Source organism: Flavobacterium cheonanense (assembly GCF_039539185.1).
Classification (GTDB): domain Bacteria; phylum Bacteroidota; class Bacteroidia; order Flavobacteriales; family Flavobacteriaceae; genus Flavobacterium; species Flavobacterium cheonanense.
Genome location: NZ_BAABCT010000004.1, coordinates 245,952 through 270,910, shown reverse-complemented (window position 1 = coordinate 270,910; position 24,959 = coordinate 245,952). Strand labels below are relative to the sequence as shown.

21 protein-coding genes are annotated in these 24,959 nt (G+C 30.1%); 10 read left to right on the top strand and 11 right to left on the bottom strand.

Annotation, left to right across the window (positions count from 1 at the left end; genetic code table 11):
- Positions 1-21: 21 nt before the first annotated feature.
- The 3 genes from ABD766_RS09630 to recG form a co-directional block, all read right to left on the bottom strand.
- Positions 22-1,089 (bottom strand): efflux RND transporter periplasmic adaptor subunit, encoded by a 1,068-nt coding sequence (locus tag ABD766_RS09630; protein WP_344816476.1) that lies wholly within the window; start codon positions 1,087-1,089, stop codon positions 22-24.
- A gap of 140 nt (positions 1,090-1,229) precedes the next feature.
- Complete coding sequence (locus tag ABD766_RS09625) at positions 1,230-2,093, bottom strand: bestrophin family protein (protein WP_344816475.1); 864 nt, start codon at positions 2,091-2,093, stop codon at positions 1,230-1,232.
- Positions 2,094-2,238: 145 nt separating this feature from the next.
- The gene (recG, locus tag ABD766_RS09620) at positions 2,239-4,347 is read right to left on the bottom strand and encodes an ATP-dependent DNA helicase RecG (RefSeq protein ID WP_344816474.1); all 2,109 of its coding nucleotides are present in this window, start codon (positions 4,345-4,347) and stop codon (positions 2,239-2,241) included.
- 114 nt (positions 4,348-4,461) lie between these two features.
- Here recG and ABD766_RS09615 point away from each other — a divergent pair, with 114 nt between their 5' ends.
- Entirely contained in the window at positions 4,462-6,558 is a 2,097-nt protein-coding gene (locus ABD766_RS09615; protein WP_344816473.1) for a M1 family metallopeptidase, read from the top strand.
- A 203-nt stretch (positions 6,559-6,761) separates the two neighbouring features.
- A complete protein-coding gene (locus ABD766_RS09610; RefSeq protein WP_344816472.1) occupies positions 6,762-7,880 on the top strand; it encodes a carboxypeptidase-like regulatory domain-containing protein in 1,119 nt (372 codons plus the stop codon).
- A 69-nt stretch (positions 7,881-7,949) separates the two neighbouring features.
- On the opposite strand, the gene ABD766_RS09605 is transcribed toward ABD766_RS09610, so the two are convergent.
- Entirely contained in the window at positions 7,950-8,474 is a 525-nt protein-coding gene (locus tag ABD766_RS09605) for a DUF7935 family protein (RefSeq protein WP_298308092.1), read from the bottom strand.
- A 6-nt stretch (positions 8,475-8,480) separates the two neighbouring features.
- On the bottom strand, positions 8,481-8,996 hold the full coding sequence (locus ABD766_RS09600) for a hypothetical protein (RefSeq protein WP_344816471.1): 516 nt from the start codon (positions 8,994-8,996) through the stop codon (positions 8,481-8,483).
- A 149-nt stretch (positions 8,997-9,145) separates the two neighbouring features.
- Between ABD766_RS09600 and ABD766_RS09595 the strand changes: the two genes are divergently transcribed.
- The 4 genes from ABD766_RS09595 to ABD766_RS09580 are packed head-to-tail and all read left to right on the top strand — an operon-like array spanning position 9,146 to position 13,822.
- Positions 9,146-11,482 carry an ATP-dependent helicase gene (locus ABD766_RS09595; RefSeq protein ID WP_344816498.1) on the top strand — a complete coding sequence of 779 codons (2,337 nt, stop codon included), beginning with the start codon at positions 9,146-9,148 and terminating at the stop codon, positions 11,480-11,482.
- 7 nt (positions 11,483-11,489) lie between these two features.
- Entirely contained in the window at positions 11,490-12,134 is a 645-nt protein-coding gene (locus ABD766_RS09590) for a hypothetical protein (RefSeq protein WP_344816470.1), read from the top strand.
- 42 nt (positions 12,135-12,176) lie between these two features.
- Positions 12,177-12,797, top strand: coding sequence for an L-threonylcarbamoyladenylate synthase (locus ABD766_RS09585; RefSeq protein ID WP_298308086.1), 621 nt, complete (start codon positions 12,177-12,179; stop codon positions 12,795-12,797).
- Between the two features lie 2 nt (positions 12,798-12,799).
- Positions 12,800-13,822 carry a carboxypeptidase-like regulatory domain-containing protein gene (locus ABD766_RS09580; RefSeq protein WP_344816468.1) on the top strand — a complete coding sequence of 341 codons (1,023 nt, stop codon included), beginning with the start codon at positions 12,800-12,802 and terminating at the stop codon, positions 13,820-13,822.
- 91 nt (positions 13,823-13,913) lie between these two features.
- Here ABD766_RS09580 and ABD766_RS09575 read toward each other — a convergent pair whose 3' ends face one another.
- The 3 genes from ABD766_RS09575 to ABD766_RS09565 form a co-directional block, all read right to left on the bottom strand.
- Positions 13,914-14,744 carry an OmpA/MotB family protein gene (locus tag ABD766_RS09575; RefSeq protein WP_298308079.1) on the bottom strand — a complete coding sequence of 277 codons (831 nt, stop codon included), beginning with the start codon at positions 14,742-14,744 and terminating at the stop codon, positions 13,914-13,916.
- 78 nt (positions 14,745-14,822) lie between these two features.
- On the bottom strand, positions 14,823-15,812 hold the full coding sequence (locus ABD766_RS09570) for a glycosyltransferase family 2 protein (RefSeq protein ID WP_344816467.1): 990 nt from the start codon (positions 15,810-15,812) through the stop codon (positions 14,823-14,825).
- Between the two features lie 3 nt (positions 15,813-15,815).
- A complete protein-coding gene (locus ABD766_RS09565) occupies positions 15,816-16,271 on the bottom strand; it encodes a type I restriction enzyme HsdR N-terminal domain-containing protein (protein ID WP_344816466.1) in 456 nt (151 codons plus the stop codon).
- 63 nt (positions 16,272-16,334) lie between these two features.
- On the opposite strand from ABD766_RS09565, the gene holA reads away from it, so the two are divergent.
- From holA to ABD766_RS09545, 4 genes are all read left to right on the top strand, one after another.
- Complete coding sequence (gene holA / locus ABD766_RS09560; protein ID WP_344816465.1) at positions 16,335-17,339, top strand: DNA polymerase III subunit delta; 1,005 nt, start codon at positions 16,335-16,337, stop codon at positions 17,337-17,339.
- A 604-nt stretch (positions 17,340-17,943) separates the two neighbouring features.
- Positions 17,944-18,126 carry a CAL67264 family membrane protein gene (locus ABD766_RS09555; RefSeq protein ID WP_298308067.1) on the top strand — a complete coding sequence of 61 codons (183 nt, stop codon included), beginning with the start codon at positions 17,944-17,946 and terminating at the stop codon, positions 18,124-18,126.
- A gap of 26 nt (positions 18,127-18,152) precedes the next feature.
- The gene (gene ettA / locus ABD766_RS09550) at positions 18,153-19,847 is read left to right on the top strand and encodes an energy-dependent translational throttle protein EttA (protein ID WP_344816464.1); all 1,695 of its coding nucleotides are present in this window, start codon (positions 18,153-18,155) and stop codon (positions 19,845-19,847) included.
- Between the two features lie 160 nt (positions 19,848-20,007).
- Positions 20,008-22,143, top strand: a complete 2,136-nt coding sequence (locus tag ABD766_RS09545; protein WP_344816463.1) for an ATP-binding response regulator — start codon at positions 20,008-20,010, stop codon at positions 22,141-22,143.
- On the opposite strand, the gene ABD766_RS09540 is transcribed toward ABD766_RS09545, so the two are convergent.
- The 3 genes from ABD766_RS09540 to ABD766_RS09530 all read right to left on the bottom strand — a co-directional run bounded on the left by ABD766_RS09540 (position 22,140) and on the right by ABD766_RS09530 (position 24,950).
- Entirely contained in the window at positions 22,140-23,390 is a 1,251-nt protein-coding gene (locus ABD766_RS09540; RefSeq protein ID WP_344816462.1) for a DEAD/DEAH box helicase, read from the bottom strand. The genes ABD766_RS09545 and ABD766_RS09540 overlap by 4 nt on opposite strands.
- A 103-nt stretch (positions 23,391-23,493) precedes the next feature.
- A complete protein-coding gene (locus ABD766_RS09535) occupies positions 23,494-23,844 on the bottom strand; it encodes a DUF2200 domain-containing protein (protein WP_344816461.1) in 351 nt (116 codons plus the stop codon).
- Positions 23,845-23,906: 62 nt separating this feature from the next.
- Complete coding sequence (locus ABD766_RS09530; RefSeq protein ID WP_344816460.1) at positions 23,907-24,950, bottom strand: formimidoylglutamase; 1,044 nt, start codon at positions 24,948-24,950, stop codon at positions 23,907-23,909.
- Positions 24,951-24,959: the final 9 nt, after the last annotated feature.

Genomic DNA, 24,959 nt, shown 5'->3' with positions numbered 1-24,959 from the left:
TTTTAGAACTCAAATTATAGGCTAATTCTTAATTTTTGTTTTAACTTTTATCGCATCATCGTCTTTTAGAGACATTACTCCAGAGGTTAGAACGGTATCACCAACTTTCAAACCAGAAGTAATTACAATTTCTTTATCCGTTCTAGTCAATGTTTCTACCATAATTTCTTTGGCTTTTCCATTGTTGGCAATAAAAACTTTCTTTCCGTCTTGAACAGGAATTATTGCTTCAGTTGGAACAACTATGGCATCTTTAATGGTATTTAAAGGTAATTCTACATTTGCAAAAGTTCCAGGAAGAAGTTTTCCGTTTGTGTTTTGAGCAATTGCTCTTATGCTTAAAGTTCTTGTTGTGGTTTCTATTTCTGGTTCAATAGCGTAAATTTTTGCGCTATATTTTTCTGGTAAACCATTTACAGTAAAATTAATTTCAGAATTCACTTTGATTTCTGAAGCATATTTTTCTGGAATTGAAAATGTAATTTTTAATGGATTTGTGCTAACTAATTTCGCAACTAGAGTAGCAGGAGTAATGTAAGTTCCTGGAGAAATGGAACGCAAACCAATTTTACCAGAAAACGGAGCTCTAACAGAGGTTTTTGCAATTTGTGCACGAATAAGTTGTGTTTGAGATTGAGCCGTTCTAAAATCGGCACTTGCAATGTCATATTCTTCTTGACTTATGGCTTCTTTTTGAAGTAATAATTTGGCACGTCTTTCATTTTCAGAAGCTAGATTTTGTCTTGTATTGGCTTGCGCTAATTGTGCTCTTAATTCAACATCATTAACTTTGAATAAAAGTTGGCCTTTACTAACGTTTGAACCTTCTTTAAAAGCAATATTCTCAACAATTCCAGAAACCTCGCTTCTTATTTCAATTTGCTCATTAGCTTCAATAGAGCCTGAAAGTGTTAAGGCATTTGAGAAATCTTTAGATTCAGCAACTATAGCAGATACTGAAACAGGAGGTTTTTTATCACCTTTTCCTTTACCTTTATCGGTTTCGCTGCTGTTTTTGGTTATTCTATAAGTTATTAATCCTCCAATTAATATAATAAATAAAACGATGGCTATGTTTTTAACTTTCATAAAATCTCTTGATAAAGGTGATAAAGGGTGTTATTTGTCTATACAAATATAGAATAACAAAATTACTTTTTATCTAAAGAATATCAGGCTTTATTGACTTTTATTTAACTTTTGGATAAAATGAGTCTCTAACAATTGATTTACAACAATTCCTCAACATGTTTTTTAATATTTGAAGCAATTTTTGCAGTTGGCAAATCATTTTCGTCGCCTCCAAATGGATCTTCAATTTCTTCGGCTATTAATTCTAAACTTGCTAAAACATAGAAAATAAAAATCACCACAGGAATTACATAATATCCAAGACTAAAGACGAATCCAAATGGTAAGGTCATGACAAAAAAGAAAATAAATTTTTTGATAAAAGCGCTGTAGGAATAAGGTATAGGAGTGTTTTTTATTCGCTCACAAGCACCACAAACATCGGTAAAAGATTGTAATTCAGAATTCAAAATTATCAATTGGTCACCAGTAATTTTTCCTGATGCATATAGTTCGTTTACTTTATTAAAAATCATTTTAGCTACTTGATTTGGATAATGCTTATGATGATCAATTTGTAAATCTAAACCTTCAAATAATTCTTTGGCAGTATCTTCATCACTTAAATGTTTTTGTAAAATAGAAGCATAAGCCGGAATTAATCGTTTAAAATAGTTTCGGTCTTTGTCTTCTTTTAAAATAGCTGAAAGTTTTAAAGCCAAATTCCTAGAATTATTAACCAATGAACCCCAAAGTTTTCGTCCTTCCCACCAGCGATCGTAGGCAGTATTGGTTCTATAGGCAAGCAATAATGAAAGAACAAATCCTACTGTTGTATGCATCAATGTTAAATTCTTAACATGGCTTTTTTCAGATAATTTCCAATATTCTAATTCTAAATAAGCAATTCCATAAGAATAAAACCCAATGAAAAACATCATAGGTAATAATTTACGAAATGTATCCGATTTGTGAAATTTGAAAATGTATGTAATCCAATCTTTTGGGTTGTATTGTACCATTGTATAGTTTAAAAGTTTATATGTTTAAGAGTTTAAAAGTTTAAGAGTTTAAAAGTTTTAGTTATGTATTTATTTGTTTTATAGGCATTTAAAATCTGCAAAATGTCAACTTAAAACTGTTATCTGAAATCTGCAATCTGAAAAACTAACTTATATAATTCCAAATATTTTTCTTCGCACTCATTTCTATAAAAATAGTTCTAAGATTTTGATGTTCCGGTTTTTCCATTGATGCGTCGTCTTTTAGAAGTTTTATTGCATATTCGCGTGCAACCATTAAAATATCTCTGTCCTTAACTAAATCGGCAATTTGTAAGTTTAAAATTCCACTTTGTTGCGTTCCTAAAATATCTCCTGGACCACGAAGCTTCAAATCGACTTCCGCTATTTCAAATCCGTCGATGGTTTTACACATGGTTTCTAATCTAGTTTTACTATCGTTACTCAATTTGAAACCTGTCATCAAAATACAATAACTTTGATCGGCACCACGACCAACGCGTCCTCGCAATTGATGCAACTGAGATAATCCAAATCGTTCTGCACTTTCTATAACCATAACACTTGCATTTGGAACGTTTACACCAACTTCAATAACCGTTGTTGCAACCATAATATTGGTTTTTCCGGCTACAAATCGTTGCATTTCAGATTCTTTTTCGGCAGGTTTCATTTGCCCATGAACTATTGAAATAGAATATTGTGGTAGAGGAAAATCTCTTGAAATACTTTCGTATCCATCCATCAAGTCTTTATAATCTTGTGTAGAACTTTCATTAATTAATGGATAAACGATATAAACTTGTCTTCCTTTTGCGATTTCATCTTTCAAGAATTTCCAAACTTTTAATCGGTTGGAATCAAATCGATGCACCGTTTGAATTGGTTTTCTTCCTGGAGGCAATTCATCAATTACAGAAATATCCAAATCACCATATAAACTCATTGCTAAAGTTCTCGGAATAGGAGTAGCCGTCATTACCAAAACGTGTGGTGGAATTTCATTTTTCTTCCATAATTTACTTCGTTGCTCTACACCAAAACGATGTTGCTCGTCGATTACAGCCAATCCTAAATTATGAAATTTTACTTTATCTTCAAGCAAAGCATGTGTTCCGATGATAATATCTAAAGTACCATTTTCAAGTTCTTCATGAATGATTTTCCTTTCTGAAGTTTTACTTGAACCAGTTAGTATTTTTATATTAATATTCAAGTCTTTAGCCAATTCTGATAATCCAATAAAATGTTGATTGGCAAGAATTTCTGTTGGTGCCATTAAGCAACTTTGAAAACCATTATCTTTTGCTAAAAGCATGCACATCAAAGCCACAATTGTTTTGCCCGAACCAACATCACCTTGAAGCAAACGATTCATTTGGGCATTGCTTCCCATATCGTTTCTAATTTCTTTAATCACTCTTTTTTGAGCATTAGTCAATTCAAATGGTAAATGATTGTTGTAGAAATCTGTAAAATTTGTCCCAACTTTATCAAAAGGATGTCCTTTAATTTTGTGTTTTCTAATTAAGTTTTTAGTGATTAATTGCAATTGAATGAAAAATAATTCTTCAAATTTTAATCGAAATTGTGCTTTCGCTAAAAGTTCTTGACTCTTCGGAAAATGTATGTTGAACATCGCCTCATTTTTAGATATCAATTTCAAGTTTTCTAAAATATTGCTAGGTAATGTTTCTATAAATTGGGCTTTGGTTTCAATAAAAAGTTGTTGCATGGCTTTATTTACAACTCTATTGGTAATGCCACGTTGCGTTAGTTTTTCGGTACTTGGATAAACCGGTTGCATGGCACTTCTTAAACTTGCTTTATGTTCAGCCAACAATTCCATTTCTGGATGCGCCATTGAGAATTGTCCTTTAAAATCGGCTATTTTTCCAAAAATGACATAGGTTTCGTTGAGTTTTATGCTTTCACGAATCCATTTTACACCTTGAAACCATGTTAAATCCATTTGACCAGTTTCATCAGTAAATGTTGCAACTAGTCGTTTTTGATTTTTACCAAATTCAACCGTTTTTAAATGAATTATTTTGCCAATAATTTGAACTTCAGCAGTTGTTCCTTGCAATTGATTGATTTTGTAATAACGCGTTCGGTCAATGTATCTATTTGGAAATAAATTCATTAAATCTCCATAGCGATGGATATTGAGTTCTTTTCGAAGCAATTCGCCGCGAGAAGGACCAATACCTTTTAGATATTCGATAGGAATTTGTAATGGATTATTAGACATTTAGATTTTTAGACTTCTTAGATTTTTAGATTTATGCGAAGATAGATTTTTATTAGATAAATTGAAAATGTATGATTTGAAAACTCTGTATATTTGTATTTCAATAATAATGCTATGAAATATTTAATTCTTTTTTTCTTTTCAATTTTATCTTTTGGTCAGCAAACTACAAAAGTTGATTTTATAAAATGTGATGCATTTATAAGCCCGAACTTTGATTTAAAATCAGTTGATGGAACTGTTTCTTATGAATTTAAAGTTCTTTCAGAGATTGATTCAATTAGAATTGATGCGAAAAATATGGATTTTAGCAATGTTTTAATAAATGGAAAATCGTCAAATTATATAAACAACAAGAAAGAATTAATCCTGTTTGAAGGATTTAAGAAAGGTAAAAATAAAGTGTCATTCACTTACAAAGTAACACCAAAACAAACCATCTATTTTACAGGAATTGGCGACGGACAACAAATTTGGACGCAAGGTCAAGGAAAATATACAAGTCATTGGTTGCCAAGTTTTGATGATGTAAATGAAAAAGTAATTTTCAATATTGCAGTTGATTTCGATAAAAATTTTGCATCTATTTCAAATGGTATTTTAGAATCTACTGGTAATTATCCACCATTAACTGCAACTACTAAAATATGGTATTATAAAATGCAAAAACCAATGTCATCCTATTTAGTGATGTTGGCGATTGGAGATTTTCTTTATAAAACAGAAACTTCTCAAAGTGGTATTCCATTAGAAAACTATTACAAACCTATTGATGAAGATAAATACCAATATACTTATAAAGATTCGAAAACCATTTTTGATTTTCTTGAAAAAGAAATAGGAGTGAAGTATCCATGGAAAGTCTATCGTCAAGTTCCAGTTGAGGATTTTCTTTATGCTGGAATGGAAAATACTTCAGCGACGATTTTCTCACAAGATTATGTAGTAGATGAAAGCGGATTTAATGATAGAAATTATTTGAATGTCAATGCTCATGAGTTGGCACATCAATGGTTTGGCGATTTGGTAACAGCAAAATCAGGAAAACATCATTGGCTTCAAGAAGGATTTGCTACTTATTATGCTTCGCTTGCAGAGCGAGAAGTTTTTGGAGATGATTATTTTTATAACCAATTATTTAGTTACGCAAATCGATTAAAAGTTGCAGCTAAAACCGATACAATTCCAATAATGAATGAAAAGGCTAGTTCATTAAGTTTTTATCAAAAAGGTGCATGGGCTTTACATTTTATAAGAGAATCTATTGGAGAAAAGAAGTTTAGAAAAGCTGTAAAAAGTTATTTAAAGAAATACCAATATAAAAATGTTGAAACCGATGATTTTCTAGCCGAAATTAGAAAAGTATCTGATTTTGATACCGAAAAATTTAAGAAAGTTTGGTTGGAGGATTATAAATATCCTGCAAATGATATTAATTTTCTTTTGAAAAAAAATGGGTTCATGCGTGATTTACTGAAATTACAGTATGAAAGGAAATCTAAGTTGGAAGACAAATATAATTTGTTAAAAGTAATTTTAACTTCCGATAGTTATTCTGCATTAAAAGTTGAAGCGGTTTATCAAATTAGAAACGAGCCTTTTGAAAAAGTTTCTGAATTGTATGATTTGGCAATGAAATCTAACGATATTGCTGTTAGAAGGTTCGTAGCACAATCAATTGAAAAAATTCCTGAGTCTTTTAAGTCGGAATTTGAAACGCTATTAAACGATAAATCATACGAAACAAATCAGGCAGCCTTTATATCATTATGGAAAAATTTCCCAAATGAGCAATCTAAATATTTAGAAATAGCCAAAAATTGGGAAGGCAGAAACGATAAAGAATTAAGAATATTATACTTAAATGCGTGTATGAATTATGCTGATGTTCACGAACTAGATGATAAAATGGCATCAATTAATGCTTTAAAAGCTTTAAGTGAATTAGTTAGATACACTTCACCAAGTTATGAAAGTTCTATTCGTCAAAACGCTTTTGAGAGTTTACTATCTAATTATACAGAAAATAAAGAAGTTCTTAAAAATTTAGTTAATGCTACAATTCACCACAAATGGCAATTTACTAAATATGGTCGTGATAAAATTAGAAATTTAATAAAAGACGAAAGATATTTGAATCAATTCAAAAAATTACTTCCTGAATTGTCAGTAGATGAACAAAATCAACTAAATAAGCTTTTAGGAATTTAATATTTGGTATATAAAATATTAATGTAGTATAATTTCTACATTTCTAATAAGCTTTTTATCACTTTAATGTTTGTTTAGTTATCCAAAAGTGTAGTTTATCGATTTTCAATGATTCATAACGATTTTTTTTTTAATATAGGATTTAACTCATTTCATTTGCCAAGTGAATTATTAACCCTTATAATAAACTTTAATCAAGAAATATGAAAACAAACAAACTTTTAGTATTAGGAGTTGCTCTTTTAACATTAGTGTTTACAAATTGTAATAGTAGTGATGAAACTCCTGAAACTTATTCATTCAATTTTGGAAATAATAAAACAAGTGATTTTGCAGGTAAAATTGTTGATGAAAACAATCAACCAATTGCAGGTGTAACAGTTGAAATGAGTGGTCAAACAATTACAACTGCTGCTGATGGAACATTTACTTTATCTAATGTTGCTGTTAAAGAAAGATTTGCATACATGACTACATCTAAACCAGGTTTCATTAATGGTTCAAGAATGGTTTTCCCACATGAAGGAGTAAACAATGTAACAATCATGATGTTAGAAAGAAACGTTATTGCAACAATTCCTTCAGGTCAAACATCAGTAGTTAGTTTACCAAGTACTACAAGAGTTACTTTTGACGGAGCTTTTATGTTAGAAAATGGTCAACCATACAATGGGAATGTTAAAGTTTCTATGCATTTCTTAGATTCAAGAGATCCTTATGTATTTGATAAAATGCCTGGTAACTTAATTGGAACAAGAGAAGATGGTTCTATTTCTGGTATGGAAACTTACGGAATGGTGAATGTTGAATTATATGGTGATAATGACGAAAAATTACAAATAGCTACTGGTCATACAGCTAATATTTCTATGCCAATTGCTACTAACCAATTAGATACTGCACCAGCTACAATTCCATTATGGCATTTTGATGAAGCTACAGGTCTTTGGAAAGAAGAAGGTTTCTCTAGAAAAATTGGTAACAGATACATCGGGAATGTTTCTCACTTTACATGGTGGAATAACGATTACGCTTATGTAGTTGCTACTTTGAATGTAGTTGTAACAAATTTTGATGGTACTCCAGTAAATGGTGTTAGAGTTACAATTTCAAGACAAAATGGAAGTACAGGAGACGTATTAATGAACTTAGGAACAACTGGTCCAAATGGAACTTTGAGTGCTGGTGTTCCAAGAAATGAACCTTTAACTTTCAGAGCTTTCACTGCAGATGGTTTATTAATAAATACTCAAGTTTTACCAGCTTCAAACGAAATGGTTAGAACTGTTTATGTTGTAATTCCGGTTGCTAATAAACAATAATTATATCAAAAATATATAATGAAAAAGCCGTTTCAATTTTGAAACGGCTTTTTTGTATCTAATAATTTTTTATAAAAAATCTTTAACTTCAGTTTTCAAATAACTTAATGCAACATTAGTAGCAGACTCTCCACTTTCAAAAAGATTACTTAATATTGTTTCTCTTAGTTTATCAGCATTAGCCACTTCAGGATTCATTGTAGTTTTTCTTATGTTTTGAATTACTGTGTTTTTTGCAGTTACAATCATTGTCCAACATTCATCGGTTACATATATTTGTTGCGTCAAATTGTGTTCAAATTCTTGTTCAATATGATGAATCAATAAATTTTGATAATCACTTTTGTTATCATTTAATGGAGCAACTCTTATCAATAATTTAGAAGGATTAATGCGTTCCAATAATAATGCTAATCGTTCATAAGCTTGTAGTTTTAATGGCAAAGATTGTTTCTGATTTTCTTTAAGTAAATGAAATCTCCTTCTTTTCTCTTCACTATTTGAAAATGTTTGAAAAGAATAGTAGGCAACTCCACCAGTAATTAAAGCTGGTAATGTATAAAAGGCTAATTCGATAATTTTATCTGTATTCATAATTGTTTAAAATTGTATTTGAGGTGCTTTTTTCTTGAACCATTCTTTATCTCGATCCAAATTGTTTTCTACAGTATATTTTTTTTCTTGAGTATTTATGGTTAATTGTCCATAATACGTTGTCTTTCCTTTTTCAACAACAAATTTATGATTCAATGGAATTACAAATTCAGATTGTCTTTCACGAGTATTGTCATAAATTTTGATTTTTGCAAACTTGTATTTCCCTTCAGGTTTTACAATAGAAAAAAGAAAATAGGTTTTTCCTTTTTCTCTAAAATCACCACTAGAATTTTTATAGGTAATTTCATTACTTTGGTTGGCATAATCTGCAACAGCTGGTAAATCATCTGTGTAAACAAAAGTATATCCGCTATAAGTTTTATTTTCAATGCAAATTGTTCCTACAATCATTCCTTCATTGTTAATTTCACTATAAGATGTTTTGAGATTTTTAGAAGGAGAAGAACATCCAAAAAACAGAACTAAAGCAGTACTGAATAACAAAATTTTTGATTTCATGTGTTTGAAAATTAGTTTGTATACAAAGAAAAACAATTTTTAAGTTGGATGCAAAAAATAGTTAATAAATCAAGCTTTAAAATATTGTTATTAATAGTTAGTAAACCTATTTTTGTAATTCTCAAAATTATACAGAACGAATTCTTATGATGCAGAAATATATCAGCCAACTAAACGAAGCACAACAACAACCAGTTTTACAGAAAGATGGTCCAATGATTATTATTGCTGGTGCTGGTTCTGGTAAAACGCGTGTACTTACTATGCGAATTGCCTATCTTATGAGTTTAGGAGTTGACGCTTTCAACATCTTAGCTTTGACTTTTACCAATAAAGCAGCTCGAGAAATGAAAAAGCGTATCGCTGATATTGTAGGAACCAATGAAGCTAAAAACCTTTGGATGGGAACTTTTCATTCCGTTTTTGCAAGAATTCTTAGAAGTGAAGCCGATAAATTGGGTTTTCCTTCCAATTTTACAATTTATGATACTCAAGATTCTGTTCGATTGATTTCTTCAATTATCAAAGAAATGCAATTAGATAAAGATGTATACAAACCAAAACAAGTTTTAAGCAGAATTTCATCTTATAAAAATTCATTAATTACAGTAAAAGCTTATCTAAATAATCCGGAGCTTCAAGAGCAAGATGCGATGTCTAAAAAACCTCGTTTGGGTGAAGTTTATGCCAATTATGTTGATAGATGTTTCAAAGCAGGAGCCATGGATTTTGATGATTTATTATTAAAAACCAACGAATTATTAAATCGCTTTCCAGATGTTTTAGCTAAATATCAAGATAGATTTAGATATATAATGGTAGATGAGTATCAAGATACAAATCATTCACAGTATTTGATTGTAAGGGCTTTATCTGATAGGTTTCAAAATATATGCGTTGTTGGTGATGATGCTCAAAGTATATATGCTTTTCGTGGTGCTAACATTAATAATATCTTGAATTTTCAAAAAGATTATGATAATGTTCAGACTTATAGATTGGAACAAAATTATCGTTCTTCCAAGAATATTGTGGAAGCTGCCAATTCTATAATTGATAAGAATAAAACCAAATTAGATAAAATTGTTTGGACAGCGAATGATTTCGGACCAAAAATAAAAGTTCATAGAAGCGTTACCGATGGTGAAGAAGGACGTTTTGTAGCTGGTGAAATATTTGAACAAAAAATGCGAAACCAAATGCTAAATGGTCAATTTGCTATTTTGTACAGAACCAATGCGCAATCGCGTTCTATGGAGGATGCTTTAAGAAAAAGAGATATTCCTTACAGAATTTATGGTGGATTGTCTTTCTATCAAAGAAAAGAAATTAAAGATGTTTTGTGTTATTTGAGGTTGGTTATTAATCCAAAAGATGAAGAAGCTTTAATTAGAGTTATTAATTATCCTGCAAGAGGAATCGGAGATACAACTGTTGAAAAACTGACGGTTGCTGCCAATCATTATAAGCGTTCCATTTTTGAAGTCATGGAACACATTGATAAAATTGATTTGAAATTAAATTCTGGAACAAAAGCAAAGCTTCAAGATTTTGTTACCATGATAAAAAGTTTTCAAGTTATTAATGAAAATCAGGATGCTTTTTATTTAACCGATCACGTTACCAAAAAAACTGGATTAGTTCAAGAATTAAAAAAAGATGGTACTCCAGAAGGAATTGCACGTATTGAAAATATAGAGGTTTTAATGGGTGGTATCAAAGATTTTATAGAAGGACAAAAAGAGATAGATGGTGCAAGAGGTGCATTATCTGAATTTCTTGAAGATGTTGCATTAGCAACTGATTTAGATAATGATACTGGTGATGATGATAGGGTAGCGCTTATGACCATTCACTTAGCCAAAGGTTTAGAATTTCCTTATGTTTTTGTGGTTGGAATGGAAGAAGATTTGTTCCCAAGTGCAATGAGTTTGAATACTAGAAGTGAACTTGAAGAAGAACGCCGTTTGTTTTATGTTGCATTGACTCGTGCAGAACATCAAGCGTATCTTACTTATGCGCAATCGCGTTATCGTTGGGGAAAACTTACAGACAGTGAGCCATCTCGTTTTATAGAAGAAATTAAAGAGGAATATTTAGAATACATAAATCCATCTGATAATGGAGGATATCGATATAAACCAATGATGGATATTGATATTTTTGGTGACATTGATAAATCTAAATTACGTTTGTCAAAACCAGTAACAGGAACTCCGCCAAAAAAATATGGTGACGAACCAGTTTCTTCTGCAAATATTCGCAAATTGAAACCTGTCTCAAATAATGCTCCGAGTAATTCCAATTCCAATTTGTTTGACAATAAGCTTACTATAGGAAATGTTGTTATGCATGAACGTTTTGGTAAAGGTGAAGTAATCAATCTAGAAGGAGTAGGAGCTGATAAAAAAGCTGAAATCCGATTTGATGTTGGCGGAATTAAAAAGTTGTTGTTGCGCTTTGCAAAGTTGGATGTAATTGGGTAACACAAAAATGAAAATTACAAAAAGTAAATCTAAAATTAATAAAACTAGAGAAAAAAAGCGAGAAGAGATTCAATATAAATTTCTAATAGCTATTCTTATAATTGGTGTAATACATTATTATTTCTTCGAATCTGAGTATATAGGTAGTGATAATCGATATGATTTATTTGTTTTTTGGATACCAGTAGTTATCGGATTATTTTTAATAGTAAAATTTAATATATTTTCAATTGACTGGAACGATATTCTGCCTACCATAAGAAAGGAAAAAAATATTTTTCATAAAATAATTTATTTTCCATTTTTATTTTTGATGCATTTTATGATATCAGTAATGCTTTTTTGGATTCCTTCCAATATAATTTGGGATGGTATCAATAAAATTGAATCAAATAAAAATGTAATCGAAACTTACACTTTAAAAGTTTATGATTTTCATCATTCAACAGGAAGAAGTGGTTCTAATTTAATTAGATTTATTTTCAAAGGTAAAAAAGAGAGGATAAGAGTTAGTTATGAAGATATCAAACCTTACTTAGATAAAAATCCAGATGATTTTCAAGTTAGTGTTGAAGTAAAAAAAGGAATTTGGAATTATTATATTTTAGAAACTTGGGATATTAAAGAACTATCAAATTCTAATTCACCTTAACGTTTTTTGTGGTATCTTTACCTTTATATATTCCTTAATTTTATGTCACAATTTATAAAAATATACGACGATAAGCCCAACGAATCAGCTATCAAAAAAGTAGTTGATGTTTTAAAAAATGGAGGTTTAATAATTTATCCAACTGATACAGTCTATGGATTAGGTTGTGATATTACCAATTTAAAAGCTTTAGAAAAAGTTGCAAAGATTAAAGGAATCAAACTTGAAAAAGCCAATCTGTCTTTCATTTGTTACGATTTAAGTCATATTTCTGACTATGTTAAACAAATTGACACTTCAACTTTTAAATTACTTAAACGAGCTTTACCTGGACCTTATACTTTTATTTTGCCAGGAAATAATGATTTGCCCAAAGTATTCAAGAATAAAAAAACGGTTGGAATTCGTGTTCCTGACAATAATATCATCAGAGCTATTGTAAAAGAATTAGGGAATCCTATTATTTCAACTTCTATATACGACGAAGATGAAGTATTGGAATATTCTACAGATCCTGAATTGATTTTTGAAAAATGGCAAAATATTGTTGATGTTGTAATTGATGGAGGTTATGGTTATAATATTCCATCAACAATAATCGATTTATCAGGATATGAGCCAGAAGTAATTCGTGAAGGAAAAGGAAGTTTAGATATTTTGTAGTTATGAATTTGGTCAAACTTTTTTCTCTATTTATCCTATTTTCTTCAATTTCTTTTGCCCAAGTTGTAAAAGGTAAAATTGTTGATGAAAAAAATCAACCTTTGCCAGGTGCAAACATTTATTTTGATGGAACTTCAATTGCAACAATTGCAGATAAAGATGGAGCATTTCAATTGCAATATGGAGGTAAAATCAATAGTATTTTAGCCGTTAGTTTTATCGGATATCAAACACAATATATCAAAGACCATGATAATGGTAAAGAACTTAATATAGTTCTAAAAGAAGCGGTTAACATTTTGAATGAAGTTGTTTTAAAAAAAGATCGCTTTTCAAGAAAGCAAAAATTACAATTATTTCGCGAACAATTTTTAGGACAAACAGCTGTTGGAAGAAAAGCCAAAATTGAAAATGAAGACGATTTATATTTTGATTATGATGAAACGACAAATACTTTCAAAGCATATTCAGACAAACCTTTAATAATCAATAATGCACTTTTAGGTTACAAAATAAACTATGAATTGGTTGATTTTGAAGTTAAGTTTTTTTCCACAAGTATAAGTTCGTCAGATGTTTATAGAAGTTTTTATTTAGGATTATCTCGATATGAAGAAATAGAGACTAATCCTAAAATACTAAAGCAACGCCAAAAATGTTATGAAGGTTCACAATTACAATTCTTTAGAAATTTAGTAAATAATATTTGGGACAAAGACAATTTTCTTCTGTTTGTAGGTAGTTTTCAAGAAAATCCAAATGATTATTTTAAGATAACTGGAGAATCTGAAACTAAGCAAGTTTTCGTCACTAAACAAAATAAATCCTTAGTAGGGAAAAAGTTTGTTGCCGAATTCAATTTGCTATACAAAAAGAAACAGCAATCAAAAATAATATTTGAAACCGATACTTTTTTTGTAGATCAATTTGGTAATAATTCCAATATAGAAAACATGATTTTCTCTGGATATATAGCACAGTTGAAAGTTGCCGATATGGTTCCGTTGAATTATGGTATAAAATAAAAAACGCCTAGATATTTCTCAAGGCGTTTTATTATATTCAAATTTCGTACTTTGTACTTCTTATTTCGTACTTCTAACTTCGTACTTCAATTTACTGTTTCTTCATTTCTTTTTCAATCATTTCGTAGAATTCGTCAATTTTTGGTAAAACAACGATTCTAGTTCTTCTGTTGGTAGCTCTGTTTTCAGCAGTTTTGTTATCCACTAATGGCACATATTCTCCACGTCCAGCAGCTATTAATTGAGAAGGTTTTACACCTAAATCTTTAGTTAAAACTCTAACAATTGCAGTTGAACGTTTTACACTTAAATCCCAGTTGTCTAACAAAACAGCATTACCTGTAAATGGAACGCTATCAGTATGACCTTCTACCATACATTCAAATGTAGGTTTGTCGTTAACTACTTTTGCAACTTTTGCCAAAACTTCTTTAGCTCTGTCACTTACTACATAACTTCCGCTTTTGAAAAGTAATTTATCAGCAATAGAAATAAAAACTACTCCTTTTTCTACATTAACTTCAATATCTGGATCTGAAATCCCAACCGAACTTTTTAAACTTGTTACCAATGCTAGCGTAACACTATCTTTTTTAGTTAAAGCATCTTGCATTCTAGAAATTTTCAAATCTTTTTCTTTAATAGACTCTAATGCTTTTTCAATATTAGCAGCTCCTTGTTGAGTTAATGTTGTCATATTCCCAACATTATTAATCAACTCGGAATTGTTTTTCTTTAAATATTCGTTTTGTTTTTCAAGTGCTTCTCTTTCACTTAAGCACATATTTAATTTTACTGTTGTAGAATTTAATAAATCCTGACATTCTTTGTTTTTTTGCTCTAATTCAGCTAATTTCTTTTTGGTTCCACACGATGTTAATGTCAATGCAGCCAATGAAAACATAAAAATTACTTTTCTCATAATGAATTTGATTTTTGATATTGCAAAATTACAATTTCTTGATTGTTTAAACGTAAATTTACTATAAAGTATTGTTAATTATATGTCAAAAACCTTGCCGCCTTTAACAAAATAGGAGTATACAATGCTTTTTGTATGGAAGTAATTTTCTTTTTGAAAAGAGTTTCTTTTGTTTAAGTTTTTGGAAACCAAATGATAAAAATGAAAGTGTGCCTTAATTATTGCAAAACAATGTTTGAATTTTCCTTGAAAAATAAATTTTATTCCAGCAATTCCATCTAAGACTAATCTAACGAAAATTATTGAAAACAATTTGTTTTTTGGCAAATTTTTCAAAAGCATTAACAAAGAATTCCTAAAGTTTAAAAATGTTTTCTTCGGATTTCCTTCATTCAAAGTTGCTCCTCCAACATGATAAACAATAGATTTTGAAGTATATTTTGCTTTATATCCAAGATTGAATGCTCTCCAACATAAATCAATTTCCTCTTGATGTGCAAAAAAATCACCATCAAAACCGTTTAGTTTTCTATAAATATCTTTTCGAATAAAAAAACAAGCGCCACTTGACCAAAAGATATCTTTTTCATCATCATATTGATGGTTGTCTTTTTCAATAGTTTCAAAAATTCTTCCTCGGCAAAAAGGATATCCATATTTGTCAATAAATCCGCCTGCTGCACCTGCGTACTCAAAATATTCTTTATTTTTAAAATCAAGGATTTTTGGCTGAATTATGGCAACATCACTTTCAGATTCAAATATGGAAAGGATAGGTGTAAGCCAGTTTTCTGTAACTTCAACATCTGAATTTAAAAGACAATAATACTCTTCTTCAACTTGTTGTAAAGCAATATTATAGCCATTTGCAAAACCATAATTCCCATCGTTTTGAATGATTTTTATGGTTGGATAATTGTCTTTTACAAATTGAATTGAATTATCAGAAGAAGCATTATCAGCAACATATATCATAGCTTCATTTGAAAATGAAATGACAGATGGCAGAAACTGTTCTAACAATTTTACACCATTCCAATTCAATATAACGACAGCTATTTTTTTCAAAATTTATTTATTTGAAGTTTCAAATTCAGGAAGTTCTTTTAGAAAAACGTATTTTTCATTTTCAAAATCCATTTGGCAAAAATAATGATTTAAGCCATTAGTTACCATAAGATATTTGGCTTTTAAAACTAAATTATATCTTGCAATTTGATCAAAGGTTTGTTGTGATATTTTTACCTCAGGAGCTTTGCATTCTATTAATAAAAATAATTCTCCATTTGGCTGATAAACAACTATATCATAACGCTTATTTAAATCATTAATTTTAATTAGTTTTTCAACATTAATATACGATTTAGGATAGTTTTTCTTTTGTAATAAAAACTGAACTACATGCTGACGAACCCATTCTTCTGGAGTGAGAATGATAAATTTTTTCCTAATTTCATCGAAGATAGCTACTTTATTTTCACTATTTTTGAACCGAAACGTAAATGTTGGAAAATTGAGTTTTTGCATGAAGCAAAAATAGTTAATTTATACAAACTGCCAACTGCTACTGAACACTGAATACTTATAATAATGGATGAAGTTGTAAAAATTATCAATGATATAAAAGCAGGAAATATCAAACCTATTTATTTTTTAATGGGTGATGAACCTTATTATATTGATAAATTGACCGAATATATTGAACAAAATGTTTTGCAAGAACACGAACGCGATTTCAATCAAACCATTTTATATGGAAGAGATGTTACTATTGAAGATGTTGTTGGAAATGCAAAACGTTTTCCAATGATGGCAGACAGGCAAGTAGTTGTAGTTCGAGAAGCTCAAGAATTGTCAAGAACCATTGATAAGATTGAGAGTTATGTCGAAAATCCACAACCTACAACAGTTTTAGTTTTTGCTTACAAATACAAAACACTTGATAAACGAAAAAAAGTTACCAAACTTTTAGACAAACATGGAGTAGTTTTCGAAAGTAAAAAAATGTATGACAATCAAGTTGGTACATGGATTTCAAGAGTTTTGCAAGGAAAAGGTTACACAATCGAACCCAAAGCAAACGCAATGTTGGTTGAGTTTCTAGGAAATGATTTAAGTAGAATTAGTAATGAATTGAATAAATTGCAAATCATTTTACCAAAAGGACATACCATTAATCCTAAAGATATTGAAGAAAATATTGGTTTCAGTAAAGATTTCAATGTCTTTGAATTGCAAAATGCTCTTGGCTCACGAAATCAACTAAAAGCCTATCAAATTGCTCAATATTTTGCTGATAATCCAAAGGATAATCCAATGGTTGTTACAACTAGTTTGGTTTTTAGTTTTTTTATCAAGCTATTAAAGTATCATGGATTGAAAGATAAAAATCCTAAAAATGTTGCGGCTGTTTTGGGTGTTAGTCCCTATTTCTTAAAGGATTATGATGTTGCTTTAAAAAACTATCCAATGAAAAAAGTGAGTTCAATTGTAGCAACATTGCGAGATATTGATGTAAAAAGCAAAGGAGTAGGTGCTAATTCGTTACCAAATCACGATTTATTAAAGGAAATGCTGGTTAAGATTTTTAATTAGTATTAAGTTTTTATGAACTCATTAAATAATCAAAGATTACTTTTTCTATTTTTATTTGTTGTTACAATTGTCTCAGGTATAAGCTTTTTGTTGATTTACGAAGTATTATTTTACCTATCATTTGAATACTTAAATTCTAATTCAAATTATTTAAAAATAAAATCACATAAGTTTTATAATTGGTTGTTTTTATCTTTTTTAGGTTTTATTGTTTTTGTCAGAATAGATATTTTTAATTTTTCTAAAAGCATTGATTATCATTTAAATAGTGTAGAGCACTTGTTTTTTGCTTTTGTGATTTGCCTAACATTATATGTTTACATGCAGATTTTCAATTTGATTTCAAGTAAATTTTATCTGAATTTATTAATAGTGTTTATCGCATTTAATGGAATAGGATTTTTGAATGAGTATTTCCAGAATTTTTATCAGCAACAACCTATTTTTTATTTAAAAGAAACTAACATAAAAGATATAATCATTAATGTTATTGGTTCGTTATTAGTTGTAATGCTATCATTGTTTTATAAATTTAAAAATTAGTTTAAAATTTCATCAATATTCACGATATTTGTCCTCCTCAAAAAAAATTAAATTGCAAATTATGGGAATGAATAAAAATACCGTTTTCGGTTGGGCTACTTTAATAATGATTGTAATGGGATTAATTTTAATTGCATTAGGCGCATTCAGATATGATGAAACTGCTGGATGGGGTTTTGGAGCAACTGGCGTAGGTTTTTTAGCCAATGCATGGGTTTTTAATGCGTTAAAAGGAAGAGTTTAGTTTTAAATTAATATAACAAAATAAAAATGTCAGACGATAAGAAAGTGATTTTCTCAATGCAAAAATTGAGCAAGTCGTATCAAGGAAGTGATAAGCAAGTATTGAAAAACATCTATTTAAGTTTCTTTTATGGAGCTAAAATTGGTATTCTTGGACTTAATGGTTCTGGAAAATCATCTTTATTAAAAATCATTGCTGGAGTTGATAAAAACTATCAAGGCGATGTGGTTTTTCAACCTGGTTATACAGTTGGTTATTTAGAGCAAGAACCGCAATTAGATGATAATAAAACAGTTATTGAAATAGTAAAGGAAGGTGTTGCTGAAACTGTTGCTGTTCTTGAAGAGTTCAACAAAATCAACGATATGTTTGGTTTGCCAGAGGTGTATGAAGATGCAGATAAAATGCAAAAACTGATGGACAGACAAGCCGATTTACAAGATAAAATTGACGCTTCTGGTGCTTGGGAATTAGATACCAAATTAGAAATTGCAATGGATGCTTTACGTACTCCAGAAGGCGATACACCAATCAAACATTTATCTGGTGGAGAGCGACGTCGTGTGGCTTTGTGTCGTTTATTATTGCAACAACCTGACGTTTTATTATTAGATGAGCCAACGAATCACTTGGATGCAGAATCGGTACTTTGGTTAGAACAACACTTAGCTCAATATGCTGGAACTGTAATTGCAGTAACGCACGATAGATATTTCTTAGACAACGTTGCTGGTTGGATTTTAGAACTTGATAGAGGTGAAGGTATTCCATGGAAAGGAAACTACTCTTCTTGGTTAGATCAAAAATCTAAACGAATGGAGCAAGAAGAAAAAACTGCTTCAAAACGTAGAAAAACTTTAGAACGTGAGTTAGATTGGGTTCGTCAAGGAGCAAAAGGAAGACAAACCAAACAAAAAGCACGTCTTCAGAACTATGATAAATTATTAAACGAAGACCAAAAAGAATTAGATGAAAAATTAGAAATCTACATTCCAAATGGGCCACGATTAGGAACTAATGTTATTGAAGCTAAAGGTGTTGCCAAAGCTTATGGAGACAAATTATTGTATGATGATTTGAACTTCACTTTACCTCAAGCAGGAATTGTTGGAATTATTGGACCAAATGGTGCAGGAAAATCAACTATTTTCAGAATGATTATGGGTGAAGAAACTCCAGATGCAGGAACGTTTGAAATTGGAGAAACAGTTAAAATAGCTTATGTAGATCAAGCGCATTCTAACATTGATCCTAATAAATCTATTTGGGAAAACTTCTGTGATGGTCAAGAACTTATTATGATGGGTGGACGACAAGTTAATTCAAGAGCTTATTTATCTCGTTTTAATTTCGGTGGAAGTGAACAAAACAAAAAAGTTTCAGCACTTTCTGGTGGAGAAAGAAACCGTTTGCATCTTGCTATGACTTTAAAAGAAGAAGGAAACGTACTTTTATTAGATGAGCCAACCAACGATTTAGATATTAATACGCTACGAGCTTTAGAAGAAGGTTTGGAAAATTTTGCAGGATGTGCAGTAGTTATTTCTCACGACAGATGGTTTTTAGATAGAATTTGTACTCACATTCTAGCTTTTGAAGGAGATTCTCAAGTATATTACTTTGAAGGTGGTTTCTCTGAATATGAAGAAAATAAGAAAAAACGATTAGGAGGAGACTTAACACCTAAGCGATTGAAATATAAAAAGTTAATAAGAAATTAAATGTTTTTATAAAAAAATCCCAAATTTGTTTGGGATTTTTTTGTAATTTTAGCTTACAAAGATTCTTTTTCGAAAAATGCCATATCTATAATAATTGAAAATTAATAAAAATATATTCCTGTTAATTGCTTTAACTTTTTTACAGTTGGCGATTTCTCAAGTGCAATCAAAAAAACAGATTGAGAAAACGCTTATTGATGCAGGAGATGCCTTTTTTAATTTAGATGTAGATAAATCACTTAAATTATCTAAATCAGCTTTAGATAATGCCTACAAAATCAAAGATGATGCTTTAATGGCAAAAGCCTATAATGTAATTGGACTAAATTTTGAAGAATTTTATAATCCAGACAAAGGATTTGATTATTACCAAAAAGCACTTAGACACGCCGAATTAGCCCAAAATGATTCCATTAGAGATTGGGTAAATAACAATATTGGAAGTTATTATTCTTACAGAAAAAATAATTTTAAGAAAAGTATTGAATACTATAAGAAAGCGCTATTTTTTTCTGAAAAAATAAAAGATTCTATAGAAATAATGTATACTAAACTCAATATTGCGTCTGCTTATTTTGCAATTAATGATTTCAAAAATGGGATTGTCTATCTTGAAAGTACAAAGGATTATGTATTAAAAAGTAAAGAGTTAGAAGCAAAAATTTCTTTATACTCAATGTTTGGTTCATATTATAGTTTTTATAATGACAATGTAAAAGCCGAACAGAATTTTAATGAAGCTGTAAATTTGAGTAAAAAGAATACTTCAAAACTTGTTGATTCCAATGTTTGTGATGTTTATAATGACTTTTCTAAGCATTACAAAAAAAATAAGAATTACGAAAAAGCATTTTATTACTTAAATCTTCATCAAGAACTTAAAGAAAAAGTTTATAATGATGAACGAATAAAAAAAGTAAAATTAGCCGGAAGTGAAATTGAATTAGCGGAATATCAAAGACAGATTGATAAAATTGAAGTAGAAAAATCAAAGCAATCTAAAGATTTGAAAGAATCAAAATTAATTGTTTTGCTTTTTGTAATTATACTTTTCATTTTGTTGTTATTGCTTTATTCATTGTATAAAAATAATGTCTTCAGAGAAGAATCTAATCGAGAGTTAAAAATTGCAAATGAGGAATTAAAGATTGCTAAAGAAAAAGCAGAGGTTGCATCTCAATTAAAAACTCAATTCGTATCTACAATTAGTCATGAATTAAGAACGCCACTTTATGGAGTTGTCGGAATTACTAATATTATTCTTGATGAACACAAAGAGCTTGCAAATAGTCCGCATTTAAATTCTTTAAAATTTTCAGCAAGATATCTTTTGTCATTGGTGAATGATTTACTTCAAATCAACAAAATTGAAGAAAATAAAATCACGTTGGAAAATATGATTTTTAATGTTTCAGATGAAATTAAAACCATTGTTGATTCCTTAGAATTCATTGCAGTAAAAAACAACAATAAATTAATTGCCGATATTGATGCCAATATTCCTGAATTCTTAATTGGTGATAAACTGCGATTGTCACAAGTATTCATGAATTTAGTAAGTAATGCTTTGAAATTTACTAAAGATGGTAAAGTTATAGTAACAGCAAAACAAGAAAGAATAGAGGGAACTAAACATTTTATTCATTTCAGTGTTGAAGATAACGGTGTAGGTATTGCCAAAGAAGATCAAGAGAAAATTTTCGAAAAATTTGTACAAATTGAACGTAAAGAAGGAGATTATCAAGGCACTGGTTTAGGTTTATCTATTGTACAAAAATTAACCGAATTGTTTGGAAGTAAAATTCATCTTGAAAGTGAAGAAGGAGTTGGAACAACTTTCTCATTTACCATTGGTTTTGAAGCTGATGAAACTAAAAAGAACGAAATAATAAATAACATTGTTGTCGATTTGTCATCCAATCATTTTTATAAAATTCTTGTGGTGGAAGACAATAAAATCAATCAAATAGTTACCAAGAAAATTTTAGAAAGTAATAATTTCAAATGTACCATTCTAGATGATGGTTATGCAGCAATTGAGTTACTAGATAACGAAAATTTTGATGTAATTTTAATGGATATCAATATGCCAATCATTAATGGATTTGATACTACAAAGCTCATTAGAAAAAAAGGAATTACTACTCCAGTAATAGCTTTAACAGCATTCGATAAACAAGAAATTACCGAGCAAGCATTGTCATGTGGAATGAATGATATTATCATAAAGCCATTTGAACAAGGTAAGTTATTTCAAGTTATTAATAATCTTGTGACAAAAAAAAACGTTGATTAATACCAACGTTTTTTATTCTTTTTAGAAGCATCCGATTTTCTTGAATTTCCAGATCCTGGTTTCTTTTTATTTCTCAAATCTGGTTTTGCATCTGGGTTTGGAACTTCGTCTGTATAGGGATAAGGATGCTCTTTTTCTACTTTTACATTAATCTTAATTAACTTCTCAATATCTTTCCAATAAGGTTGCTCATCTTTGGCACAAAAGGAAATTGCCAAACCAGTATTTCCAGCTCTTCCAGTTCTTCCAATTCGGTGAACATAGGTTTCTGAAATATTTGGAATGTCAAAATTGATTACATAAGGCAAACTTTCAATATCAATTCCACGAGCTGCAATATCGGTGGCAACTAATACAGATATTTCTTTATTTTTGAAAGCGTCTAAAACACGTTGTCTTGCGTTTTGCGATTTATCTCCGTGAATTGCTTCGGCAGTTACATTGTTTTTCTTTAGAGCTTTTACCACATTATCTGCACCATGTTTAGTTCTTGTAAAAACCAATACATTTTCGATTTTATCATTTCTGATGATGTGATATAATAATTTTCTTTTGTCTTCTTTTCCAACAAAATATACTTTTTGATTTACTTTCTCTGCTGTTGATGAAACTGGATCTACCGAAACATATTTTGGTTTGGTCAAAAAAGTATCTGCCAATTCACGAATTGCCATTGGCATCGTTGCAGAAAACAAAAGTGTTTGTCTGTTGTCTGGAGTAAGTTTTACAATTTTCTTTACATCATTAATAAAACCCATATCCAACATTTGATCGGCTTCATCTAAAACAAGAAAATGCAAATGATCTAAATCAATAAATCCTTGTTTGTGAAGGTCTAAAAGTCTTCCTGGCGTTGCAATTAGAATATCAATTCCTTTTTTTAGTTGATCAACTTGTGGCACTTGGCTAACACCACCAAAAATAACCATCGAACGAATATTGGTATATTTTCCGTAAGTATTGAAACTTTCGTCAATTTGAATAGCTAATTCACGAGTAGGAGTAACCACCAAAGTTCTTATTACTTTTCTTTTTGCAGAAGAACCTACCAAACGATGTAACATGTTTATAATAGGAATAGCAAATGCAGCTGTTTTTCCTGTACCAGTTTGGGCACAACCCACTAAATCGGTTCCTTCTAGAATAACAGGAATGGCTTGTTGTTGAATTGGTGTAGGCGATTCATAACCTTCTTCAGTTAATGCCTGTTGTATGTTTTTTAATAAATTTAAATCGCTGAATGTCATAAGTGTATTCGTCTTGAACTGTTTCAAGTGGTTGCAAAGATAGGTTATATTTATTAAACCTTATTTTTAGTCAATAAATTGGTAAGTTGTAGCGATTTTTTATCTAACTCCTCAAAATCTTTTCCATGGTTCTACCTTTAGCCAATTCGTCTATTAGTTTATCTAAATAACGAATCTTTTGCATCAATTTGTTTTCGATTTCTTCTATTCTATAACCACAAATTACTCCAGTTATTTTAATAACATTTTCGTTTAATTGTGGAGCATCTTCAAAGAAGGTTTCGAAAGTTGTTTTATTGTCTAAAATCTGTTGTAATTGCTCTTGATTATATCCAGTAAGCCAACAAATGATGGTATCAACTTCTTCTTTGGAACGACCCTTTTTTTCCGCTTTGTTTACATAATGCGGATAGACGCTAGCAAATGAAGTAGAGAAGATTCTATGATTTTCCATGATTATTGATTTTTAGTAGCACTTCAAGTAACGTTTCTAGTTGGTCGATTTCGAAATCAAAACTAACTCAACTCCACCAAAGTTTTCGCTTTAATGAAATCGGTCACTAAATAGCCAATTAATTTCCCTACTAAGTGACTGTTTTTATCGTGGTCTAAACTTGGTGCGCCTTCACAAATGTGCAAGTAAGCCGCATTTTGGTGTTTGCCAAAGAAGTAAATAAATTGGCGCACTTCTTCTACAGAAAAACCACTTAATGTCATAGCACTACAAGGTATGTTTGGAATTGAATCTAAGTCGATTTCTACACCATAGGAATCATTTTTTATAAAGTCCAGAGCAAATTGCATTTCGCTATTAAAATTTTTAGTCATTTTAATCTTCATGCTATCGTATGTATTGTACAAAACTCTATCTTTTAAGGTTTTGAGTTTGTCTAAAACACTTTTAGAAGTATAGCAATGATGTAAACCAAAAATGAAATATTTCTTAAGAAAACCTTCTTCAAAAGCATATGAAAATCCGTTTCCACTGTGTCGACCTTCTAAAATTCTAAAATCGGAATGCGCATCAAAGTTTACTGCATTTATTGGCTTTCCTTTGGCTAAAGCAGTTCCTTTTATGTTTCCGTAGGCATTGTTGTGACCACCACCAATAACCAAAGGTATTTTTCCAGCAGTAACAATTAGAGAGATTATATGAGCTACTTCTTTGTCAATTTTTACAACTAATTCGCTTAATTTTTTTCTATCGGCAGTTACGTTAAAATCAAGATTTTGAACTAATTCCATTTCTTCTGCTACGTCTAATGCACCCAGAACTACAATCTGTGATCCTTTGCAAAAACGATTGTGCTGAATATTAGCAATACTTTTGATGGCACTTTCCCAAGCGGTACTTGCTCCAGGTCGGCCATAATTGGCTCTTACTCCAATATCTTCTGGAATTCCAAATAATACAAATTGTTGCTCACATTCTTTGAGGAATTTAGCCACATCTTGCTCTTTTGGAATGGTTACCATTTTTTCTCCAAATTTCACTTCACCGCTACGATGATTAGTAATCTTTGACAAATCGGATGCTGTAAAGCGAATAAGTTTTTCCATTAAAAAAAT

Excerpts from the sequence above, each read along its gene's own strand:
- ABD766_RS09630 (WP_344816476.1), bottom strand. The coding sequence starts at position 1,089 with ATGAAAGTTAAAAACATAGCCATCGTTTTATTTATTATATTAATTGGA.
- ABD766_RS09625 (WP_344816475.1), bottom strand. The coding sequence starts at position 2,093 with ATGGTACAATACAACCCAAAAGATTGGATTACATACATTTTCAAATTT.
- recG (WP_344816474.1), bottom strand. The coding sequence starts at position 4,347 with ATGTCTAATAATCCATTACAAATTCCTATCGAATATCTAAAAGGTATT.
- ABD766_RS09615 (WP_344816473.1), top strand. The coding sequence starts at position 4,462 with ATGAAATATTTAATTCTTTTTTTCTTTTCAATTTTATCTTTTGGTCAG.
- ABD766_RS09610 (WP_344816472.1), top strand. The coding sequence starts at position 6,762 with ATGAAAACAAACAAACTTTTAGTATTAGGAGTTGCTCTTTTAACATTA.
- ABD766_RS09605 (WP_298308092.1), bottom strand. The coding sequence starts at position 8,474 with ATGAATACAGATAAAATTATCGAATTAGCCTTTTATACATTACCAGCT.
- ABD766_RS09600 (WP_344816471.1), bottom strand. The coding sequence starts at position 8,996 with ATGAAATCAAAAATTTTGTTATTCAGTACTGCTTTAGTTCTGTTTTTT.
- ABD766_RS09595 (WP_344816498.1), top strand. The coding sequence starts at position 9,146 with ATGCAGAAATATATCAGCCAACTAAACGAAGCACAACAACAACCAGTT.
- ABD766_RS09590 (WP_344816470.1), top strand. The coding sequence starts at position 11,490 with ATGAAAATTACAAAAAGTAAATCTAAAATTAATAAAACTAGAGAAAAA.
- ABD766_RS09585 (WP_298308086.1), top strand. The coding sequence starts at position 12,177 with ATGTCACAATTTATAAAAATATACGACGATAAGCCCAACGAATCAGCT.
- ABD766_RS09580 (WP_344816468.1), top strand. The coding sequence starts at position 12,800 with ATGAATTTGGTCAAACTTTTTTCTCTATTTATCCTATTTTCTTCAATT.
- ABD766_RS09575 (WP_298308079.1), bottom strand. The coding sequence starts at position 14,744 with ATGAGAAAAGTAATTTTTATGTTTTCATTGGCTGCATTGACATTAACA.
- ABD766_RS09565 (WP_344816466.1), bottom strand. The coding sequence starts at position 16,271 with ATGCAAAAACTCAATTTTCCAACATTTACGTTTCGGTTCAAAAATAGT.
- holA (WP_344816465.1), top strand. The coding sequence starts at position 16,335 with ATGGATGAAGTTGTAAAAATTATCAATGATATAAAAGCAGGAAATATC.
- ABD766_RS09555 (WP_298308067.1), top strand. The coding sequence starts at position 17,944 with ATGGGAATGAATAAAAATACCGTTTTCGGTTGGGCTACTTTAATAATG.
- ettA (WP_344816464.1), top strand. The coding sequence starts at position 18,153 with ATGTCAGACGATAAGAAAGTGATTTTCTCAATGCAAAAATTGAGCAAG.
- ABD766_RS09540 (WP_344816462.1), bottom strand. The coding sequence starts at position 23,390 with ATGACATTCAGCGATTTAAATTTATTAAAAAACATACAACAGGCATTA.
- ABD766_RS09535 (WP_344816461.1), bottom strand. The coding sequence starts at position 23,844 with ATGGAAAATCATAGAATCTTCTCTACTTCATTTGCTAGCGTCTATCCG.
- ABD766_RS09530 (WP_344816460.1), bottom strand. The coding sequence starts at position 24,950 with ATGGAAAAACTTATTCGCTTTACAGCATCCGATTTGTCAAAGATTACT.